Raw genomic sequence first — 15,643 nt, 5'->3', positions numbered from 1 at the left:
GGGCAGAGCATTCCGCTGTTGGCCTGGGTTGTCGCGCCGTGCGGTGCGCCTCCGTTCCGGCCCCGGATCGCCGAGGCGGTCCGCGACGAGCCCGGCAGGTGGCGGCCGGCAGCCCCGTGACGCTCGTGCCTCGGGCCTCGGGCCTCGGCCACCGGGTGACCGGCGCGGTCTTCGTGGCCGCCGCACTGCCGGCGCGCACCTCCACCTGATCGTCGACCCGGCCGGCGCGGCACGCCACCTCGTCAGTACGGGCCGGATTCCGCCGTCAGTTGGGATTGTCACCGTCGGTGAGGGTCTCCCAGGCCACGAAGAGGTTGTTGGTGCCGGCCGGGCGGTTTCGCTCGGTCAGGGTCTGGGTGTTGGTCATGGCGATGCCCAGTCGGTTGTGCAGGGCGTTGTAGCCGACCTCGGTGACGGGGCCCAGCCCTCGCTTGACCGATCCGCCGCACAGCCAGCTCGGGACCGTGGCGCCCAGCTCGTACTTGGACTGGAAGCCGAGCGCCTGCCGCAGCCGTTCGCCGACGTCGGTGCCGTAGAGATCCTGCCCCTGGATCCGGCTGGTCTCGGCGACGTGCGAGATCGCGGAGATGCCGTAACCGGTGTGCACGAAGTCGCGGCAGGTCTCCTGGGTGAGGCCGGTCACGAAGGTGGACTGGCCCTGCCAGTAGGAGACGATCTTGTCCCGGGTGTTCAGGTTCTGGCTCGGTACGGTCTTCGGCAGGTCCCCGTCGGAGGACAGGTACACGTAGGCGGCGGTGCGGGTGCGGAAGCGGGCCATGGCCGAGTCGTAGGAGGCCTTGTCCTCGAGGAAGACCGAAATACCGACGGCCGCCTCCGTCATCGTCAGTTCCCAGTTGCCGTTGGAGTTGGAGCCGTTGATGACCTTGGGCAGATAGACGTTGCGGAGCAGGGTGGCGAACCGGCCCTCGTTGGCCCACGTGCCGGTGTAGGTGTACTTGATGAGCTCGGCGGCCTTGGCCCAGGAGGCTCCCGCCCAGGCGGTCTGGAGTGGCGCGTTGCTGTTGGTGTGGTCCGTGAGCGTGGCGGACCAGGCGTCCATCAGCTCGATCGCCTTTCGCGCGTACCTCTCGTCGCGGCTGATGTACCAGGCGAGGGCATCGGTGTACGCCGCGATGGCGTCCTCACGTTCGTCCGTGCAGCCGTAGTTGGGGTCGGAGTACGGGCCGCACTCGACGACGGCACGCGGTTTGGGAGTTCGGCCGAGGCTTGCGTACTGGCTCGCCATCATCTGGTCGTAGGCGGCCTTCCACGGCTGGGCGCCGGCGAGAACCTTGCTGCGCGCGAAGTCGAGTTGAGCCCTCGAGACGGTGACGCCGGGGTGGACGAAGGCGGCAGGAGCGGCCGCTGCCCGCTGGGTGCCGGGCCAGGAGAGCAGGCCGGTGGTCAGCATGGCGGCAGCGGCAGCGGCGGTGAGCGCGAGAGCGGGCCGGAGGGACGTGCGACGACGACGTCGAGCGGGTGTTCCCTGCATAGGGCACATGTCCTTGTATGTGAACGACGGGCGAGTCCTTGAACCACGTGCTGACCGATGACCATAGGTACGGACCAATGTCCCGTCAAGTGCCTTGGCGGCACGGGATGTTCAGGCACTCACTCCACGCGGCCGACGCCGTCAGCTGTCGCGGTGGGGAGGTTCGATCTCCGCCCAGATGGTCTTCCCCTGGGCGTGGTGGCGCGTACCCCAGCGCCGGGCGAGCTGGGCGACGAGCAGCAGACCGCGGCCGCCCTCGTCGAAGGTGCGGGCCCGTCGCAGGTGGGGGGCGGTGCCGCTGCCGTCGAACACTTCGCAGATGAGCGCGGACTCACGGATCAGACGCAGCTGGATGGGCGGCTGCCCGTAACGGATCGCGTTCGTGACGAGTTCGCTGACCACCAGTTCGGCGGTGAACGCCACCTCGTCCAGGTCCCACGCCTCCAGCCGGGCGAGCACGTCTGCCCGGGCGTCGGCCACCGCGGCCGGGTCGGACGGCAGGTCCCAGGCGGCGACCCGGCCCGTGTCGAGGGCTCGGGTGCGGGCGACGAGCAGAGCGACGTCGTCCTCGGGCTGTGCGGGCAGCAGGCTGTGGATCAGGTCGTCGCACATCGCTTCCAGCGACCGGCAGTCGGCCCGCTCGAGGCACCGGCGCAGCAGCGCCAGGCCCCTGCCCAGGTCGTGATCGGTGCCCTGGAGGAGGCCGTCCGTGTACAGCACGAGAAGGCTGCCGGGCGGCAGTTCCCACTCGAAGGGCTCGAAGGGCAGGCCGCCCACACCCAGCGGAGGGCCGGGAGGAACGCCGGCGAACTCCGCCGAGCCGGCCGACGTGCGGACGGCGGGTGGCGGATGGCCGGCGCTGGCCGCCGTGCAGCGGCGCGACACCGGGTCGTAGACGAGGTACAGGCACGTGGCCACGAGTCCGGTGGAGTCCTCGAGGTCGGGCTCGCGCTCCGCGGTGCTGTCCTCCTCGGCCGCCAGGTGGGTGACGAGGTCGTCGAGATGGGTCAGGAGTTCGTCGGCGGGGAGGTCCACGTCGGCCAGGGTGCGCACCGCGGTCCGAAGCCGCCCCATGGTCGCCGACGCCCGCAGCCCGTGACCCACCACATCGCCGACGACCAGCGCCACCCTCGCGCCCGACAGGGGGATCACGTCGAACCAGTCACCGCCCAGTCCCGCCCGGGTACGGGCCGGAAGATAGCGATGTGCCGCCTCGACCGCGTCCTGGGCGGCGATCCGACGCGGGAGAAGGCTGCGCTGCAGCGCCAGGGCGGTGCCGCGTTCGAGGGTGTAGCGGCGGGCGTTGTCCACGGCCACGGCGGCCCGCGCGGCGATCTCCTCGGCCAGGAGCAGGTCGTCCTCGGTGAAGGGATCCTCGCGCCGGTGACGGACGAGGACCGCGACGCCGAGGGTGATGCCGCGGGCACGCAAGGGAACGATCAGCAGTGAGTGCATGCCGAACTTCCGGACGACTCCCGCCCGTTCGGGATCCGCCTGCTCCCAGCCCCTGACCGTCGCGTCCCCGATGCGGTGCAGCGAGGCCCTGCCCGTGGCCAGGCAGCGGACGGGAGGTGAGTCCTCCGGGTAGTCGTCCACGGCTCCCGGCTCCACCAACGCCTCGGGTACGCCGGGCAGGACGGACTGGTGCGCCGCGCGGCGCAGGGGAACCCTGCCCGTCGTGGAGTGCCTCGGTTCGACTCCTCGGACCAGGGAGTCGAGCAGGTCGATGGTGATGAAGTCGGCGAGCCGGCCCACCGCGACGTCGGCCATCTCCTGGGCCGTGCGCGTCACGTCCAGGGTGCTGCCGACCTGTGCGCTGATGTCGTTCAGCAGGGTGAGCCGCTCCCGGGCCAGGTGCTGTTCGGTGACGTCGAGCGCGGAGAGTTCCAGGTACCCCACCCGCCCTGCCGCGGTCGTGAGCGGGGAGACCGTGATGGACCAGACCCTTTCGCGTCCTTCCGGCCGGGCCCAGCCCCGCACGTGGAACCGTTCCGCCTCACCCGTCACGAGCACGCGGCGCATGCCGTCCTCGACGGTGCGGCAGATGTGGGGCGGCAGGATGTCGGTGACCCGCCGACCGCCCATCTGCTGCTCGTTCAGGCCGAGTTCACGCACGGCGCCGGCACTCGCGCGGACGGCCCGCAGCGCCGAGTCGTAGACCATCACGGGCAGTTGGCACTGCGCGAACGCCTCGTCCGCCGACACCAGGTCCGGTCCCGGCTGGTGCGACGGTACGACCACGAGGAGCTGCTGGGCGCGGCCTTCACCGTCGACCGACGGATACGCGTGCACCTGGACGGGCATGGGCCGGCCGTCGCGGTGCCGGAGCAAGGTCGTCGCGCCGTACCCGTGAAGGGCCACGTGGGATCGGCCCCCGAGGGCCGCGTCCGACACGATCAGTCGGGTGACGGGGCTCCCGACGGCCTCCTCACGGGCGTACCCGAGCAGCCGCTCGGCACCCGCACTCCACGCCGTCACGATCCCCTGGGCGTCGACGACCGCCGTGGCCGCGTTCGCGGGATCGGGGGCTGCGCCGAGCGGTGTGGAATCGACCACGACGGTTCACCACCCGTTCCGCCCGCTCGGACCGCATGGCCCCGGGCGAACGCCACGGGAGTCACGGGCCGCCCGGGACGGCCGGCCTCGCCACGCCGACCCCATACCTCACTTCTATCGCGCTTTGTTCGTGCTCGCGCGTCGTACGGCCCGCCGTGACCGCAGCTCGCACCGTGGGCAGGAGGCGGTCAAGGCAGGTGTCCGGCGCCGTCTCCCGGTCGGCCCCGGTGAGGGCTCCTGGGCGCTGACCGCGTCGATCACGGGGCCGTCGGTGCCGGTCGGCAGCAGCCTGGCCTCGACCTCCGGACCGAGCCGGTCCCGGAGCCCGGATTCACCCGATGCGGTGATCGCCGGGGAGGAAAAACGCCACCCGCCGGCGGACGAGTCGGCCCGGCCCCGGCCCGGCAGCACCGGCCCCGGGGCGCCTCCGCCGCCGACCGCGCCGGCGAGCCCCGAGCTTTCCGGCCAGAACTTCAGACGCCGCACGACTACGGTATGTGTTCGGGCGAGCCGGGTCGGTCACCATCCGAAGCAGCCGCTCCGTGCCGCGGGCCGGAGCGGTGGTCGTCGTATTGCTGGCCGCGCTCCTGCATCTGCTCGGCTGCTGTCACGGTCCGGCGACGGCCGAGACCCTGCGCACCGACGCCTTGACGCAGGTGACGCCCGGCGGTTGCGGACAGCAGCCGACCGACGGGCACCGGGAGACCGCATCCGGGCGGGGCACGTACGGACCGGACGCATACGGGCAGAGCGCAGCCGGGCAGAGCACGCCCGCTCCCGACGAGGATGCTCACTGCTGCGCCGCGGACGAGCCGACCGTACAGCCGTCGCGTCACCCCCGTCCGTCCGGACCGCCGCTTCCCGCCGTCCTGCTGTCCGATCCTCCCGGACCCGCCCCGACCGTCACACCGCCGGTACGTCAGCACTCCCCCGCTGTCCCCGCCGTGTCCTCCGCAGGAGACGCGCGGGCGCTTCTGGGCGTGTGGCGGACCTGATCGGCACCTCGCCGTGCTCACACGACGTGAGCCCACGGCGACCGATCAGCCCCGCCCCTGTTCCCACCATCGGCCGGCCGCCGGACACGGCGCCGGCCGCAGGAGAAGCACGCCATGAACCAACCCCCGCACACCGCGCAGTCCATGCCCGCGGACCAGTCGACGGCCGACGCCGGACATCCTCTGCACACCCCGGCCGGCCTCGTGCGGGGTCGTGTCCAACCGGCCGTTCCTTCTCTTCTCCGCCGCGATGATCGGCTCGTACGTCCTGGCCTTCCAGGTCTATCTCGCGCTGCCGCTCGCCGCGTCCGACGCCCTCGGCGCCGAGGGGACCGCGGTCACCAGCGGACTGTTCGTCGTCTCGGCGGCGGTCTCGGTCGTGGGCCAACTGCGGCTCACAGGCTGGGCCAAGGACCACTGGCAGCCCGGTGAGGCGCTGGTACGGGGGCTGTCGGCCATGGGGCTGGCGTTCGTGCCGCTCGCCCTCAGCCCGCCCGGCTCCTCGGCGGCCGTACTCGGGTCCCTGGTCGTGGCCGTGGTGCTGCTGGCGGCCGGATCCGCGATCGTCTATCCCTTCGAGATGGACACGGTCGTCGCCCTGTCCGGAAACCGCCTGGTCGCCACGCACTACGGTCTCTACAACACCGTCTCCGGACTCGGTGTCACCCTGGGCAACCTGGGGACCGGGGCGCTCTGGGACTTCGCCGGGCGCCATGACGCCGGCTGGCTGACCTGGGCGGCTCTTACGGCGACCGGGACGGCCTGCGCCGCGGCGGTCGCCGCTCTCGCCCGAACGGGTCGCCTCACCGTGCCACAGCCGGAGCCCGTCGCAGCGTGGGCCGCGGCACGGCGGGCGGCTCGGCCGCATGGTTGTGGCGGGGACACCCGGTCCCACGGCCCCGCGGAGGCCAGGGGACCGGGAGACAATGGCCGTATGACGGACAAGAATGCGGCGACGCTGTCTCGCAAGACGTATGAGGCCGAACTGCTGCGGCTGCAGACCGAGTTGGTCAAGCTGCAGGAGTGGGTGCGCGCCGAGGGTGCCCGGCTGGTCGTCGTCTTCGAAGGGCGGGACGCGGCCGGCAAGGGCGGCGCGATCCAGCGGGTCACCCAGTATCTCAACCCCCGTGTCGCCCGGATCGTCGCGCTGCCCAAGCCGACGGAGCGCGAGCGCACCCAGTGGTACTTCCAGCGGTACGTCGAGCACCTGCCGGCCGCCGGGGAGATCGTGCTCTTCGACCGGTCCTGGTACAACCGGGCCGGCGTCGAGCGCGTCATGGGCTTCTGCACCAGGGAAGAGCACCAGCTGTTCCTGCGCCAGTGCCCGATCTTCGAGCGGATGCTGGTCGAGGACGGGATCCTGCTGCGCAAGTACTGGTTCTCGGTGAGCGACGCCGTACAGCAGGAGCGCTTCCAACGCCGTCTGCAGGATCCGCTGCGGCGCTGGAAGCTGTCGCCGATGGACCTGGAGTCGATCACCCGTTGGGAGGCGTACTCCCGGGCGAAGGACGAGATGATGGTGCACACCGACATCGCCGAAGCGCCCTGGTACGTCGTGGAGAGCGACGACAAGCGGCGCGCCCGGCTGAACATGATGGCCCACCTGCTGTCGTCCCTTCCTTACCACGAGGTGCCACCACCGGTGCTGGAGCTGCCGGAGCGGCCGCCGTCCAGCGGATACGAACGGCCGCCGCGTGATCTGCAGACCTACGTCCCCGACCACGCGGCGCACCTGTGAACCCGACCCCGCCACGGTCCGGGGCGTCGGCACACCGGAGTCACGGACCGGTTCAGCCGTCCCACACCCAGTCGGCCACCTCGGGCAGGTCCATGCCGTGTTCGCGGATCCAGAGGTGGTGGCGCTGCCGGGCGTCCTCCATCCGCTGGCGCACGGCGGCCGCCCGCACCGCCAGACCGGGGACGCGGTCGACCACGTCCATCACGAGGCGGTAGCGGTCCAGGTCGTTGCGGACCACCATGTCGAACGGCGTCGTCGTGGTGCCGATCTCCTTGTAGCCGCGCACATGCAGGTTGCGGTGCCCGGCGCGCCGGTAGGCGAGGCGGTGGATCAGCCACGGATAGCCGTGGTAGGCGAAGATGACCGGCCTGTCGGCGGTGAAGAGGCCGTCGTACTCGAAGTCGCTCATCCCGTGCGGGTGTTCCTCGCCCGGCAGCAGCCGCGCGATGTCGACGACGTTCACCACGCGCACCACCAGCTCGGGCAGCTCCCGGCGCAGCAACTGGGCCGCTGCCAGCACCTCCTGTGTGGGCACGTCGCCCGCGCAGCCCAGGACCACGTCGGGCTCGCGGGTACCGTCCTCGGTGCCGGCCCACGCCCAGATGCCGGCGCCGCGCGCGCAGTGCACCTTCGCCTCTTGCATCGACAGCCAGTCGAAGCAGGGCTGTTTGCCGGCCACGACGACGTTGACGTAGTCGCGGCTGCGCAGCACGTGGTCGGCCACCGACAGCAGGGTGTTGGCGTCCGGCGGCAGGTAGACCCGTACCGCCTCGGGGCTCTTGTTGAGGATGTGGTCGACGAACCCGGGATCCTGGTGGGAGAAGCCGTTGTGGTCCTGCCGCCACACGTGCGAGGTGAGCAGGTAGTTGAGGGAGGCGATGGGGGCGCGCCAGGGCAGGCGGCGCGTGGTGCGCAGCCATTTGATGTGCTGGTTGACCATCGAGTCGACGATGTGCACGAACGCCTCGTAGCAGGAGAACAGCCCGTGCCGGCCGGTGAGGAGGTAGCCCTCCAGCCAGCCCTGGCAGGTGTGTTCGGAGAGGATCTCCATGACCCGCCCGTGCCGGTCGAGGTGTTCGTCGACCGGCAGGGTCGCGGCCTGCCAGGCCTTGCCGCTGGCGCCGTAGACGGCCTGCAGCCGGTTGGAGGCGGTCTCGTCGGGGCCGACCAGGCGGAAGTCGCGGCGGTCGGCGGTGGCCGCCATGACGTCCTGGAGCAGGTCGCCGAGGACGCGGGTCGGCTCGTGCAGGGTGGCGCCGGGCTTGTCGACCTGCACGGCGTACTTCTCCAGTGGCGGCAGGGGCAGCTCGCGCACCAGGAGTCCGCCGTTGGCGTGTGGGGTGGCGCCGAGCCGCCGGGCTCCCTCGGGGATGCAGGCGAGCACGTCCGGGCGCGGGGCGCCGTGCTCGTCGAACAGTTCCTCGGGACGGTACGACCGTAGCCACTGCTCCAGCTGCCGCAGGTGCTCGGGGTTGTCCCGGACGGCGGCGAGCGGCACCTGGTGGGAGCGCCAGGTGCCCTCCACCGGCAGCCCGTCGACCACGGCCGGGCCGGTCCAGCCCTTCGGGGTGCGCAGCACGATCACCGGCCAGCGGGGCCGGTCCGTGGCCCCCTCCTCACGGGCGGCCCGCTGCAGGGCGGTGATGCGGTCGACGGCGGTGTCCATGGCCTCGGCCATCGCGCGGTGTACGGCCACCGGATCGTCGCCGGTGACATGGATCGGCTCGTGGCCGTAGCCCCTGAGCAGGTCGTCGAGTTCCGTCTCGGGGAGCCGGGACAGCACGGTCGGATTGGCGATCTTGTAGCCGTTGAGGTGCAGGACCGGCAGGACGGCGCCGTCGTCGACCGGGTCGAGGAACTTGTTGGAGTGCCAGGAGGCGGCCAGTGGTCCGGTCTCCGCCTCGCCGTCGCCGATCACACAGGCGACCAGCAGGTCCGGATTGTCCAGTGCGGCGCCGTAGGCATGGGAGAGGGAGTAGCCGAGTTCTCCTCCCTCGTGGATCGAGCCCGGCGTCTCGGGCGCGACGTGGCTCGGCACGCCGCCTGGGAAGGAGAACTGCTTGAACAGCCGGGCCATGCCCGCCGCGTCCCGGGTGATGTCCGGGTAGGTCTCGGTGTACGACCCCTCCAGCCAGGAGTTGGCCAGGACTGCGGGGCCTCCGTGGCCCGGCCCCCAGATGCACAGGGCGTTCAGGCCTCGGGCCTTGATGAGGCGGTTGAGGTGGGTGTGCACGAGGTTGAGGCCGGGTGAGGTGCCCCAGTGGCCGAGCAGGCGCGGCTTGACGTGCTCCGGGCGCAGCGGTTCGGTCAGCAAGGGGTTGGCCATGAGGTAGATCTGGCCGACGGAGAGGTAGTTCGCGGCGCGCCAGTGCGCGTCCAGCGTGGCGAGCTCCTCGTCCGTGAGCCCTGCGGGCGCCTGCTGCGTGTCGACGGACATCGGGGTTCCTTCCGGATCGGACGGCGATCGGGGCCTGCCGGGTGCCCGGGCGGGCACAGCACCCACCCTCGGGCGGACCGCCGGGTACCGACAGGGCCGTTCGGGCCACGCCCGCCGGCAAGGCGTCCCTTCGGGCCGGCTCAGCCGCTGAGGCCGCCCCCGTACAGCGTCCGTCCGCATCTCGGCGCCGGCCGGGTGACCAGCTCCGACTGGGGGTACGCGAACACCTCTCGGAGGGACGGCGTCCATGGCGCCGAGGCACGCGGCGCCCCCGGTCGTACGGAACGCAGGGGCATCCGCCCGACGGGCTCGGCTCCTCAGCGCAGCGGCCCTCGCAGGGGTGCGCGGGGTGTGCGGCGGGGAGCGAACCGGGCGTTGAGTTCGATCAGCCGGACGACCCGGTAGCGGTGTGGCCTGAAGGGCTCGTAGAACTCCTCGACCTCGTCGTCCCCCAGCGGCCGGCCGAGCAGGGCCATGCCGGTCATACGGCCGAGGTGGTAGTCGCCCAGCGGCAGCGCGTCGGCGTCGCCGAGGGCGCGGTGGCCGACCTGGGCGGCCGTCCAGGTGCCGATGCCGGGCAGCTTCGCCATCAGCTCGTAGGCCCGGGCGGGGTCACCGGCGGCCCGGTCGAGCCGTGCGGCGTGGCGGGCGATCCGGACGACGGTGCGGGAGCGCTGCAGGTCCACACCGGCCCGGCGCCATTCCCAGCTCGGGAGGGTCCGCCAGACCTCGGGTGAGGGCGGCACCCGCATGCCCGCGGGCGCGGGACCGGGTGCCGGGTCCCCATGGGCCCGGACCAGGCGGGCGAAGGACGCGGCGGCGTCCGGGCCGATCACGCGCTGTTCGATGACCGCCGGGACGATCGCCTCGAAGAGGCGCCCGGTGCAGGGCACACGCAGGCCCGGCGTGCGCCGGCGGGCGGCCCGCAGGACCGGATGCCCGGGCCGGAACAGGTCGGGCCGGTCGCCCGCGCCCAGCTCGGTGCGGATGCCGTCGACGAGTTCGGCGGCCCCGGCTCCCCAGGCGTCGATGCGGAGGTCGTCCAGGCGTTGCTGGCGGATGCGGTACGTCACCGGACCGGAGGCCGTCAGCGCCGTACGCCACAGGGCACCGTCGGCCCCGATGCGGTGCGTGGGGTCTCCGGGGCCACGGCGCAGACTCTCCAGAGTCAGCCGCGCGTCCACGGGGAAGCCGGGCTGCCAGTGCAGGGACCGGTCGGGAGGCTGGTGCATGTTCTCGCCTGCGTAGGTGGCCTATTCGCTACGACTACCCACTGACCCGGGTACCGGAAGCGGCTCCACCGACGGCGCATGGCCCGGGAAGCCGGTCCGCAGTACGGCGGCCGCCCCGGAGCGGGGGAAGCGCAGATGGCTCGGGTGGCCAGGGCCGGCAGGGCGATGCCCGACGCCTGGATGGCGAGCGCCGCGAGCAGCAGACCGCGATGACGAAAGTCCGGTACGGACAGGGAGAAGGATCGGTGTGCCCGAGGATCGGTGTGCCCGTCACGACGTGCGGTCGGCCCGGCCCGGGTCGTTGGGGTGGGACTCCAGCGGGGTGACCGTGAGGGTCATCCACGGACGCAGCGGCAGCGTGCCGAGCACCTTCTCGTGCAGCTCCCCCTCGTCGGTGGCCCGCCAGACACCGATGCTGCGCAGCTCGCCGACCGGCCGCCACAGCCGTGCCAGATTGCCGGCGGCGGCCAACTCCCGAGCGCGGACTGCTTCGGCGGCTCGTCGGCGGTCGACCTCGTCCTGGGTGGTGCCCTCGGGAATGGTGGTGGTGATCTCGACCAGGAACTCTCGCATGTCCCGACTCCGTTCGACGGGGCGTCCGTAACCGGGCTGCCGTACCGTCATCGTCCGTCCGCCGCCGACCCGGGCGCCACGACCGGCTTCCTCGGTACTGGTAGGCAGGGGCTCCTACACGCCGTGGCCTGCCGGTACTCCGGCTCCGAGCGTCTCACGGGGCGAGGCAGAAGCAGTTCCCCGGTGGCGGTGGCCTCGATCAGCACGATCCACAGCAACGGCATGAAGGCCATCCACGCCCAGCCGCCATTCCAGTGCATCATCGCCGCTCACCTGCCCAGGAGGGGTCCTGCTCCCCACTCTCCCCGGGAGCGCTGAACGGCGGCAGGGCCCTTCGGCCTCATCGCCGGACCTGCTGGGCACATCTGTACCGGGTGCGGTGCACACGCCCGAAAATACCCCCCGGGGTACTCGTGCTACCGTCGAGATATACCCCGGGGGGTAATTTCACCGGAAGGGAGTTCCCGTGTTCTTCGTCGACACGATCGAGGTGGCCGGGCTCGGCAACCGCAGTTATCTGGCGGGCGGCGGGCGGACGGCCGTGGTGGTCGACCCGCCGCGTGACATCGACCGGGTGATCGCCGCCGCCGCACGGCGCGGGGTGCGGATCTCCCACGTCGTCGAGACCCACGTCCACAACGACTACGTCACCGGCGGACTGGAACTGGCCCGCATCACGGGCGCCGCCTACCTCGTTCCCGCCGCGGCCCGCGTCTCGTACACGCGCGTGCCGGTGCACGACGGCGACCGCCACGAGATCGACGCCGTCGCCGGACTGGTGCTGCGCGCGATCGCGACGCCCGGCCACACCCCGCACCACACCTCGTACGCGCTGGAGGAGAACGGCACGGCCGTCGCCGTGTTCACCGGCGGGTCGCTGCTGATCGGCACCGTCGGCCGGCCCGACCTGGTCGAACCCCGGCTGACCGAAGACCTCGCCCGGGCCCAGCACACCTCCGCGCACCGCCTGGCCACCGAGCTGCCGGACGAGGCGACCGTGCTGCCCACGCACGGCTTCGGCAGCTTCTGCTCGGCCGGCCAGTCGGCGGGCGCGCCCACGACGATCGGCCAGGAGAAGGCGTCCAACGCCGCCCTGACCCGGGACGTGGACGGCTTCGTCGCCGACCTGCTCGCCGGTCTGGACGACATTCCCGCGTACTACGCCCACATGGGCCCGGCCAACGCCGCGGGGCCCGCGCCCCTCGACCTGACCCCGCCCGCCCTCGCGGACGCCGACGAGATCGCCGGCCGGCTCGCCGCCGGGGAGTGGGTGGTCGACCTGCGCAACCGGATCGCCTTCGCCGAAGGGCATGTCGCCGGTTCGCTCAACTTCGAGGCCGAGGGACAGCTCGCCACCTATCTGGCCTGGCTGGTCCCGTGGGGCAGGCCGGTGACCCTGCTCGCCGAGTCGGCCGCACAACTGGCCGAAGCCCAGCGCGAGTTGGCCCGGGTCGGCATCGACCGCCCGGCCGCCGCGGCCGTCGGGGAGCCGTCGCGCTGGACGCGCGAGGGCGAGGCTCCCACCTCCTTCCCGCGGGCCACCTTCGCCGACCTCGCGGAGCACCCCGGGGACGGCATCGTCGTACTGGACGTCCGCCGGGACTCGGAGCGGGCGTCGGGCCGTGTCGCGGGCTCGGTCCACATCCCCGTGCACACCCTGCGCGACCGCCTTCACGAGGTCCCCGACGGTCGGGTGTGGGTGCACTGCGCCGGCGGTGTGCGTGCCGCCATCGCCGCCTCCCTGCTGGACGCCGCGGGCCGTGACGTCGTCGCGGTCGACGACCGCTTCGAGTCGGCCGAGAAGGCCGGGCTCACCGTCCGCACCCCGTGACGGCGTCCGCCGCCGGGCATCGCCACCGAGAAGTCGAAGAAGACCAGGATGACGAACAGGAGCGATACCAGGATGAGCCTCTTCCAACGCGGCCGGGGCGGCCCGGCACGGGTGACCGTGCGGGAGGCCGCCGTCCGCACGGTGCACGCGTGGGCGGCCGGAAACAGCGCGACCTCCGTGTTGCTCGACATACGCGAAGCCGACGAGTGGCAGACCGGACACGCCCCCGGGGCCGTGCACCTGCCCCTCACGGCACTGGCCGCCGGTGCCGGGCTGCCCGGTGAGGCGCAGGCGCGGCCGGTCGTCGTGATCTGCCGCTCGGGCCGTCGCTCCCAGCGGGCCGCCGAACTCCTGCGGGCCAGGGGCGTCGAGGCCGTCGACGTCATGGGCGGCATGCAGGAGTGGGCACGGGCGGGACTGCCGGTCGTGGACACGCAGGGCGGGAACGGGACCGTCGCGTGAGCGCTGTGGTGTTCGCGCTGGTCGCCGGGGCCGTCATCGGCCTGGCACTCGGCGCCCTGGGCGGCGGCGGCAGCGTGCTGACCGTGCCCGCCCTGATCTACCTGCTCGGTTTCACCCCGGTCGCGGCCACCACGGCCGGCCTGGTCATCGTCACCGTCACCTCCGCGACCGCCCTGGCCGGGCACGCCCGCGACGGGCACGTCCGCTGGCGTACGGGGCTGCTGTTCGCGGCAGCCGGGATCGGCCCGGCCATGCTGGGCGGCGCACTCGCCGGACGCCTTCCGGCGGCCGCGCTGACCGTGGCCTTCGCCGCGGTCGCGGTCGCCGCCGCGGTACGCATGCTCATGCCCCGCTCGGACTCGGACAGCACGGTGCACGTGCGGCCGGGCCGGGCGGCGGCCGCCGGTGCCGGACTGGGCGCGGTCACCGGCGTGCTCGGCGTGGGCGGCGGCTTCCTCGCGGTCCCCGCGCTGGTCAACGTCCTCGGCATGCGGATGCGGTCCGCCGTGGGCACCAGCCTGCTCGTCATCACCGTCAACTCACTGGCCGCGCTGGCGATGCGCGCGGGTACGGCCGACGGCCTCGACTGGTCCGTCATCGGACCGTTCGCCGGGGCCGCCGTCCTGGGCGCCTGGGACGGCAAGCGCCTGTCCGCGAAGCTGTCCGGGCCCACCCTGCAGCGGGCCTTCGCGCTCGTCCTGCTGGCGGTGGCCGGCTTCATGCTGGTCGACGCGGTGGCGGGATGACCGGGCGAAAGCGTTCGCCCGGCCGTGGCGCCCGCTGCCCCGGTTCCCGAGTCCCGACGCCGGCGACAGGAACGGCTTCGCCAGTCCCTACGCCAGCGACAGGAACAGCTTCTCCAGCCGCGCCCGCATCGCCTCCGGGTCCTCACCGTTCGTGCGGCCCGATTCGATGTCCGTCACGCACTGCTGCAGGCCGGTGGCGATGATGGCGAAGCCGGCCCGGTCAAGGGCTCGCGAGGCGGCGGCCAGCTGCGTGATGACGTCCTCGCAGTCCCGCCCCTCCTCGATCATCCGGATCACGCCGGCGATCTGGCCCTGCGCCCGCCGCAGCCGGTTCAGCACGGCCCTCAGGGACGCACCCTCAAGCTCCAGTTCCACCATCACTCCTCCGATACCCCTAGGGGTACTGTACGTCCCGCTTCGGGACGGCGGCGACCGTCAAGGATCACCTCTGCCATGACCACCACCCCCCTCACCCTCGGCACCACCCAGGCCCGCGCCCGGCTGGCGGAGCTCACCGTCATCGACGTGCGCACCCCCGGCGAGTACGCCTCCGGCCATCTGCCCGGTGCCCTCAACATCCCCCTGGACCAGGTCCGGCGCGCGCTGCCCGAGATACGGCACGCCGCCGGTCGCGGCGACGTCCTCGTGGTGTGCGCCTCCGGCGCCCGCTCGCAGACCGCGTCCAGGCTGCTGGCCGAGGAGGGCATCCCGACGGCCACCCTCACCGGCGGGACCAGCGCCTGGGCCGGCGAGGGACACGACCTGCACCGGCCGGCCGTCCGCGACACCCGGGCCCGCTGGAGCATGGAGCGGCAGGTGCGCTTCGCGGCGGGCACGGTCGTACTCCTGGGCCTGCTCCTCGGCCTGCTCGTCCATCCGGCCTTCCAGATCCTCTCGGCCGGAATCGCGGGCGGCCTCGTCTTCTCCGCGCTCACCGACACCTGCGGCATGGCCGCCCTCCTGGGCAGGCTGCCGCACAACCGCCCCCGCCCGGCGGACCTCGCCGCGACGCTCGCCGCACTGCGCCGGGGCTGACCGCCGCTCTGGGACGTGCACGCAGGCGACGCGGGCCAGGCGCTCGCCGGCCATCCTGCTCCCAGGCCGCAGGGCCGGCTCACGTCAGGAGGTGCCGCTCCGCGGCCGGGCGTCGGCGGGCTGTTCGGCCGCACCGACCCGCTGGAGGAGCAGGCGGGCCAGAGCGCGTGCCTCGTCCGGGCTGAGCGCCGCCCAGACTCCCGGTACACCACCCCGGTCCTCCCCCACGTCCAGGGCGATCCGGCTGACGGGCCGGTCCGGGCGTCCGAGCTTCAGGCACCGCACCTCGATCCTGCGTCCGCACCTCGTCACCAGGGGATCGTCGTCGGCCCGGCGCTCTTCTGGCCTGTAAAGCCGGTCGAGCCGGTCGTTCGCTGCCGTCGTCATCCGTCTCACGCTCCTGCGCCGTTGGTTCCTCCCCCGGCGGCCGCCACCCCTGCGGCCCTCATACCGGGCGGGGTATGAGGAACAGCGCTTTGTGCGCGGGAGTTGTTCCCACGCACCGGGGACGAGGGCCCCCGGAAGAGCCGATGGGCCCTCGTGCCG

General features: G+C 72.7%; 12 protein-coding genes and 1 pseudogene. 6 read left to right on the top strand and 7 right to left on the bottom strand.

From position 1 onward, the window contains the following. Positions 1-265: 265 nt before the first annotated feature. Positions 266-1,492 (bottom strand): alginate lyase family protein, encoded by a 1,227-nt coding sequence (locus tag LMU33_RS22325; RefSeq protein ID WP_228622283.1) that lies wholly within the window; start codon positions 1,490-1,492, stop codon positions 266-268. A gap of 141 nt (positions 1,493-1,633) precedes the next feature. Then, positions 1,634-4,048, bottom strand: coding sequence for a SpoIIE family protein phosphatase (locus LMU33_RS41460; RefSeq protein ID WP_228622282.1), 2,415 nt, complete (start codon positions 4,046-4,048; stop codon positions 1,634-1,636). Positions 4,049-5,221: 1,173 nt separating this feature from the next. Between LMU33_RS41460 and LMU33_RS42025 the strand changes: the two are divergent. Together LMU33_RS42025 and ppk2 are read left to right on the top strand one after the other, a co-directional pair. Beyond that, positions 5,222-5,704 (top strand): annotated as a pseudogene (locus tag LMU33_RS42025) (MFS transporter); the annotation flags it as partial. Positions 5,705-5,977: 273 nt separating this feature from the next. Continuing rightward, a complete protein-coding gene (gene ppk2, locus LMU33_RS22315) occupies positions 5,978-6,781 on the top strand; it encodes a polyphosphate kinase 2 (protein WP_228622296.1) in 804 nt (267 codons plus the stop codon). A 52-nt stretch (positions 6,782-6,833) separates the two neighbouring features. On the opposite strand, the gene LMU33_RS22310 is transcribed toward ppk2, so the two are convergent. From LMU33_RS22310 to LMU33_RS22300, 3 genes are all read right to left on the bottom strand, one after another. Further along, complete coding sequence (locus LMU33_RS22310) at positions 6,834-9,218, bottom strand: phosphoketolase family protein (protein WP_228622281.1); 2,385 nt, start codon at positions 9,216-9,218, stop codon at positions 6,834-6,836. Between the two features lie 317 nt (positions 9,219-9,535). After that, on the bottom strand, positions 9,536-10,450 hold the full coding sequence (locus tag LMU33_RS22305; protein WP_228622280.1) for a DNA-3-methyladenine glycosylase family protein: 915 nt from the start codon (positions 10,448-10,450) through the stop codon (positions 9,536-9,538). Positions 10,451-10,720: 270 nt separating this feature from the next. After that, positions 10,721-11,023 (bottom strand): muconolactone Delta-isomerase family protein, encoded by a 303-nt coding sequence (locus LMU33_RS22300; RefSeq protein ID WP_228622279.1) that lies wholly within the window; start codon positions 11,021-11,023, stop codon positions 10,721-10,723. Between the two features lie 466 nt (positions 11,024-11,489). On the opposite strand from LMU33_RS22300, the gene LMU33_RS22295 reads away from it, so the two are divergent. The 3 genes from LMU33_RS22295 (at position 11,490) to LMU33_RS22285 (ending at position 14,062) form a co-directional block, all read left to right on the top strand. After that, positions 11,490-12,854: an MBL fold metallo-hydrolase gene (locus tag LMU33_RS22295; RefSeq protein ID WP_228622278.1), complete on the top strand. Its 1,365-nt coding sequence runs from the start codon at positions 11,490-11,492 to the stop codon at positions 12,852-12,854. Between the two features lie 72 nt (positions 12,855-12,926). Continuing rightward, positions 12,927-13,316, top strand: coding sequence for a rhodanese-like domain-containing protein (locus tag LMU33_RS22290; protein ID WP_228622277.1), 390 nt, complete (start codon positions 12,927-12,929; stop codon positions 13,314-13,316). Further along, positions 13,313-14,062, top strand: a complete 750-nt coding sequence (locus LMU33_RS22285) for a sulfite exporter TauE/SafE family protein (RefSeq protein ID WP_228622276.1) — start codon at positions 13,313-13,315, stop codon at positions 14,060-14,062. Before LMU33_RS22290 ends, LMU33_RS22285 begins: the two co-directional genes overlap by 4 nt. Positions 14,063-14,149: 87 nt before the next feature. On the opposite strand, the gene LMU33_RS22280 is transcribed toward LMU33_RS22285, so the two are convergent. Beyond that, on the bottom strand, positions 14,150-14,437 hold the full coding sequence (locus tag LMU33_RS22280) for a metal-sensitive transcriptional regulator (RefSeq protein WP_228622295.1): 288 nt from the start codon (positions 14,435-14,437) through the stop codon (positions 14,150-14,152). A gap of 78 nt (positions 14,438-14,515) precedes the next feature. Between LMU33_RS22280 and LMU33_RS22275 the strand changes: the two genes are divergently transcribed. Further along, positions 14,516-15,097, top strand: coding sequence for a rhodanese-like domain-containing protein (locus LMU33_RS22275; protein ID WP_228622275.1), 582 nt, complete (start codon positions 14,516-14,518; stop codon positions 15,095-15,097). Between the two features lie 84 nt (positions 15,098-15,181). Here LMU33_RS22275 and LMU33_RS22270 read toward each other — a convergent pair whose 3' ends face one another. Then, the gene (locus tag LMU33_RS22270) at positions 15,182-15,484 is read right to left on the bottom strand and encodes a hypothetical protein (RefSeq protein WP_228622274.1); all 303 of its coding nucleotides are present in this window, start codon (positions 15,482-15,484) and stop codon (positions 15,182-15,184) included. Positions 15,485-15,643 lie beyond the last annotated feature (159 nt).

This window comes from Streptomyces barringtoniae, assembly GCF_020819595.1.
GTDB classification, from domain to species: domain Bacteria; phylum Actinomycetota; class Actinomycetes; order Streptomycetales; family Streptomycetaceae; genus Streptomyces; species Streptomyces barringtoniae.
This window is presented reverse-complemented; position numbering and strand designations above follow the sequence as displayed.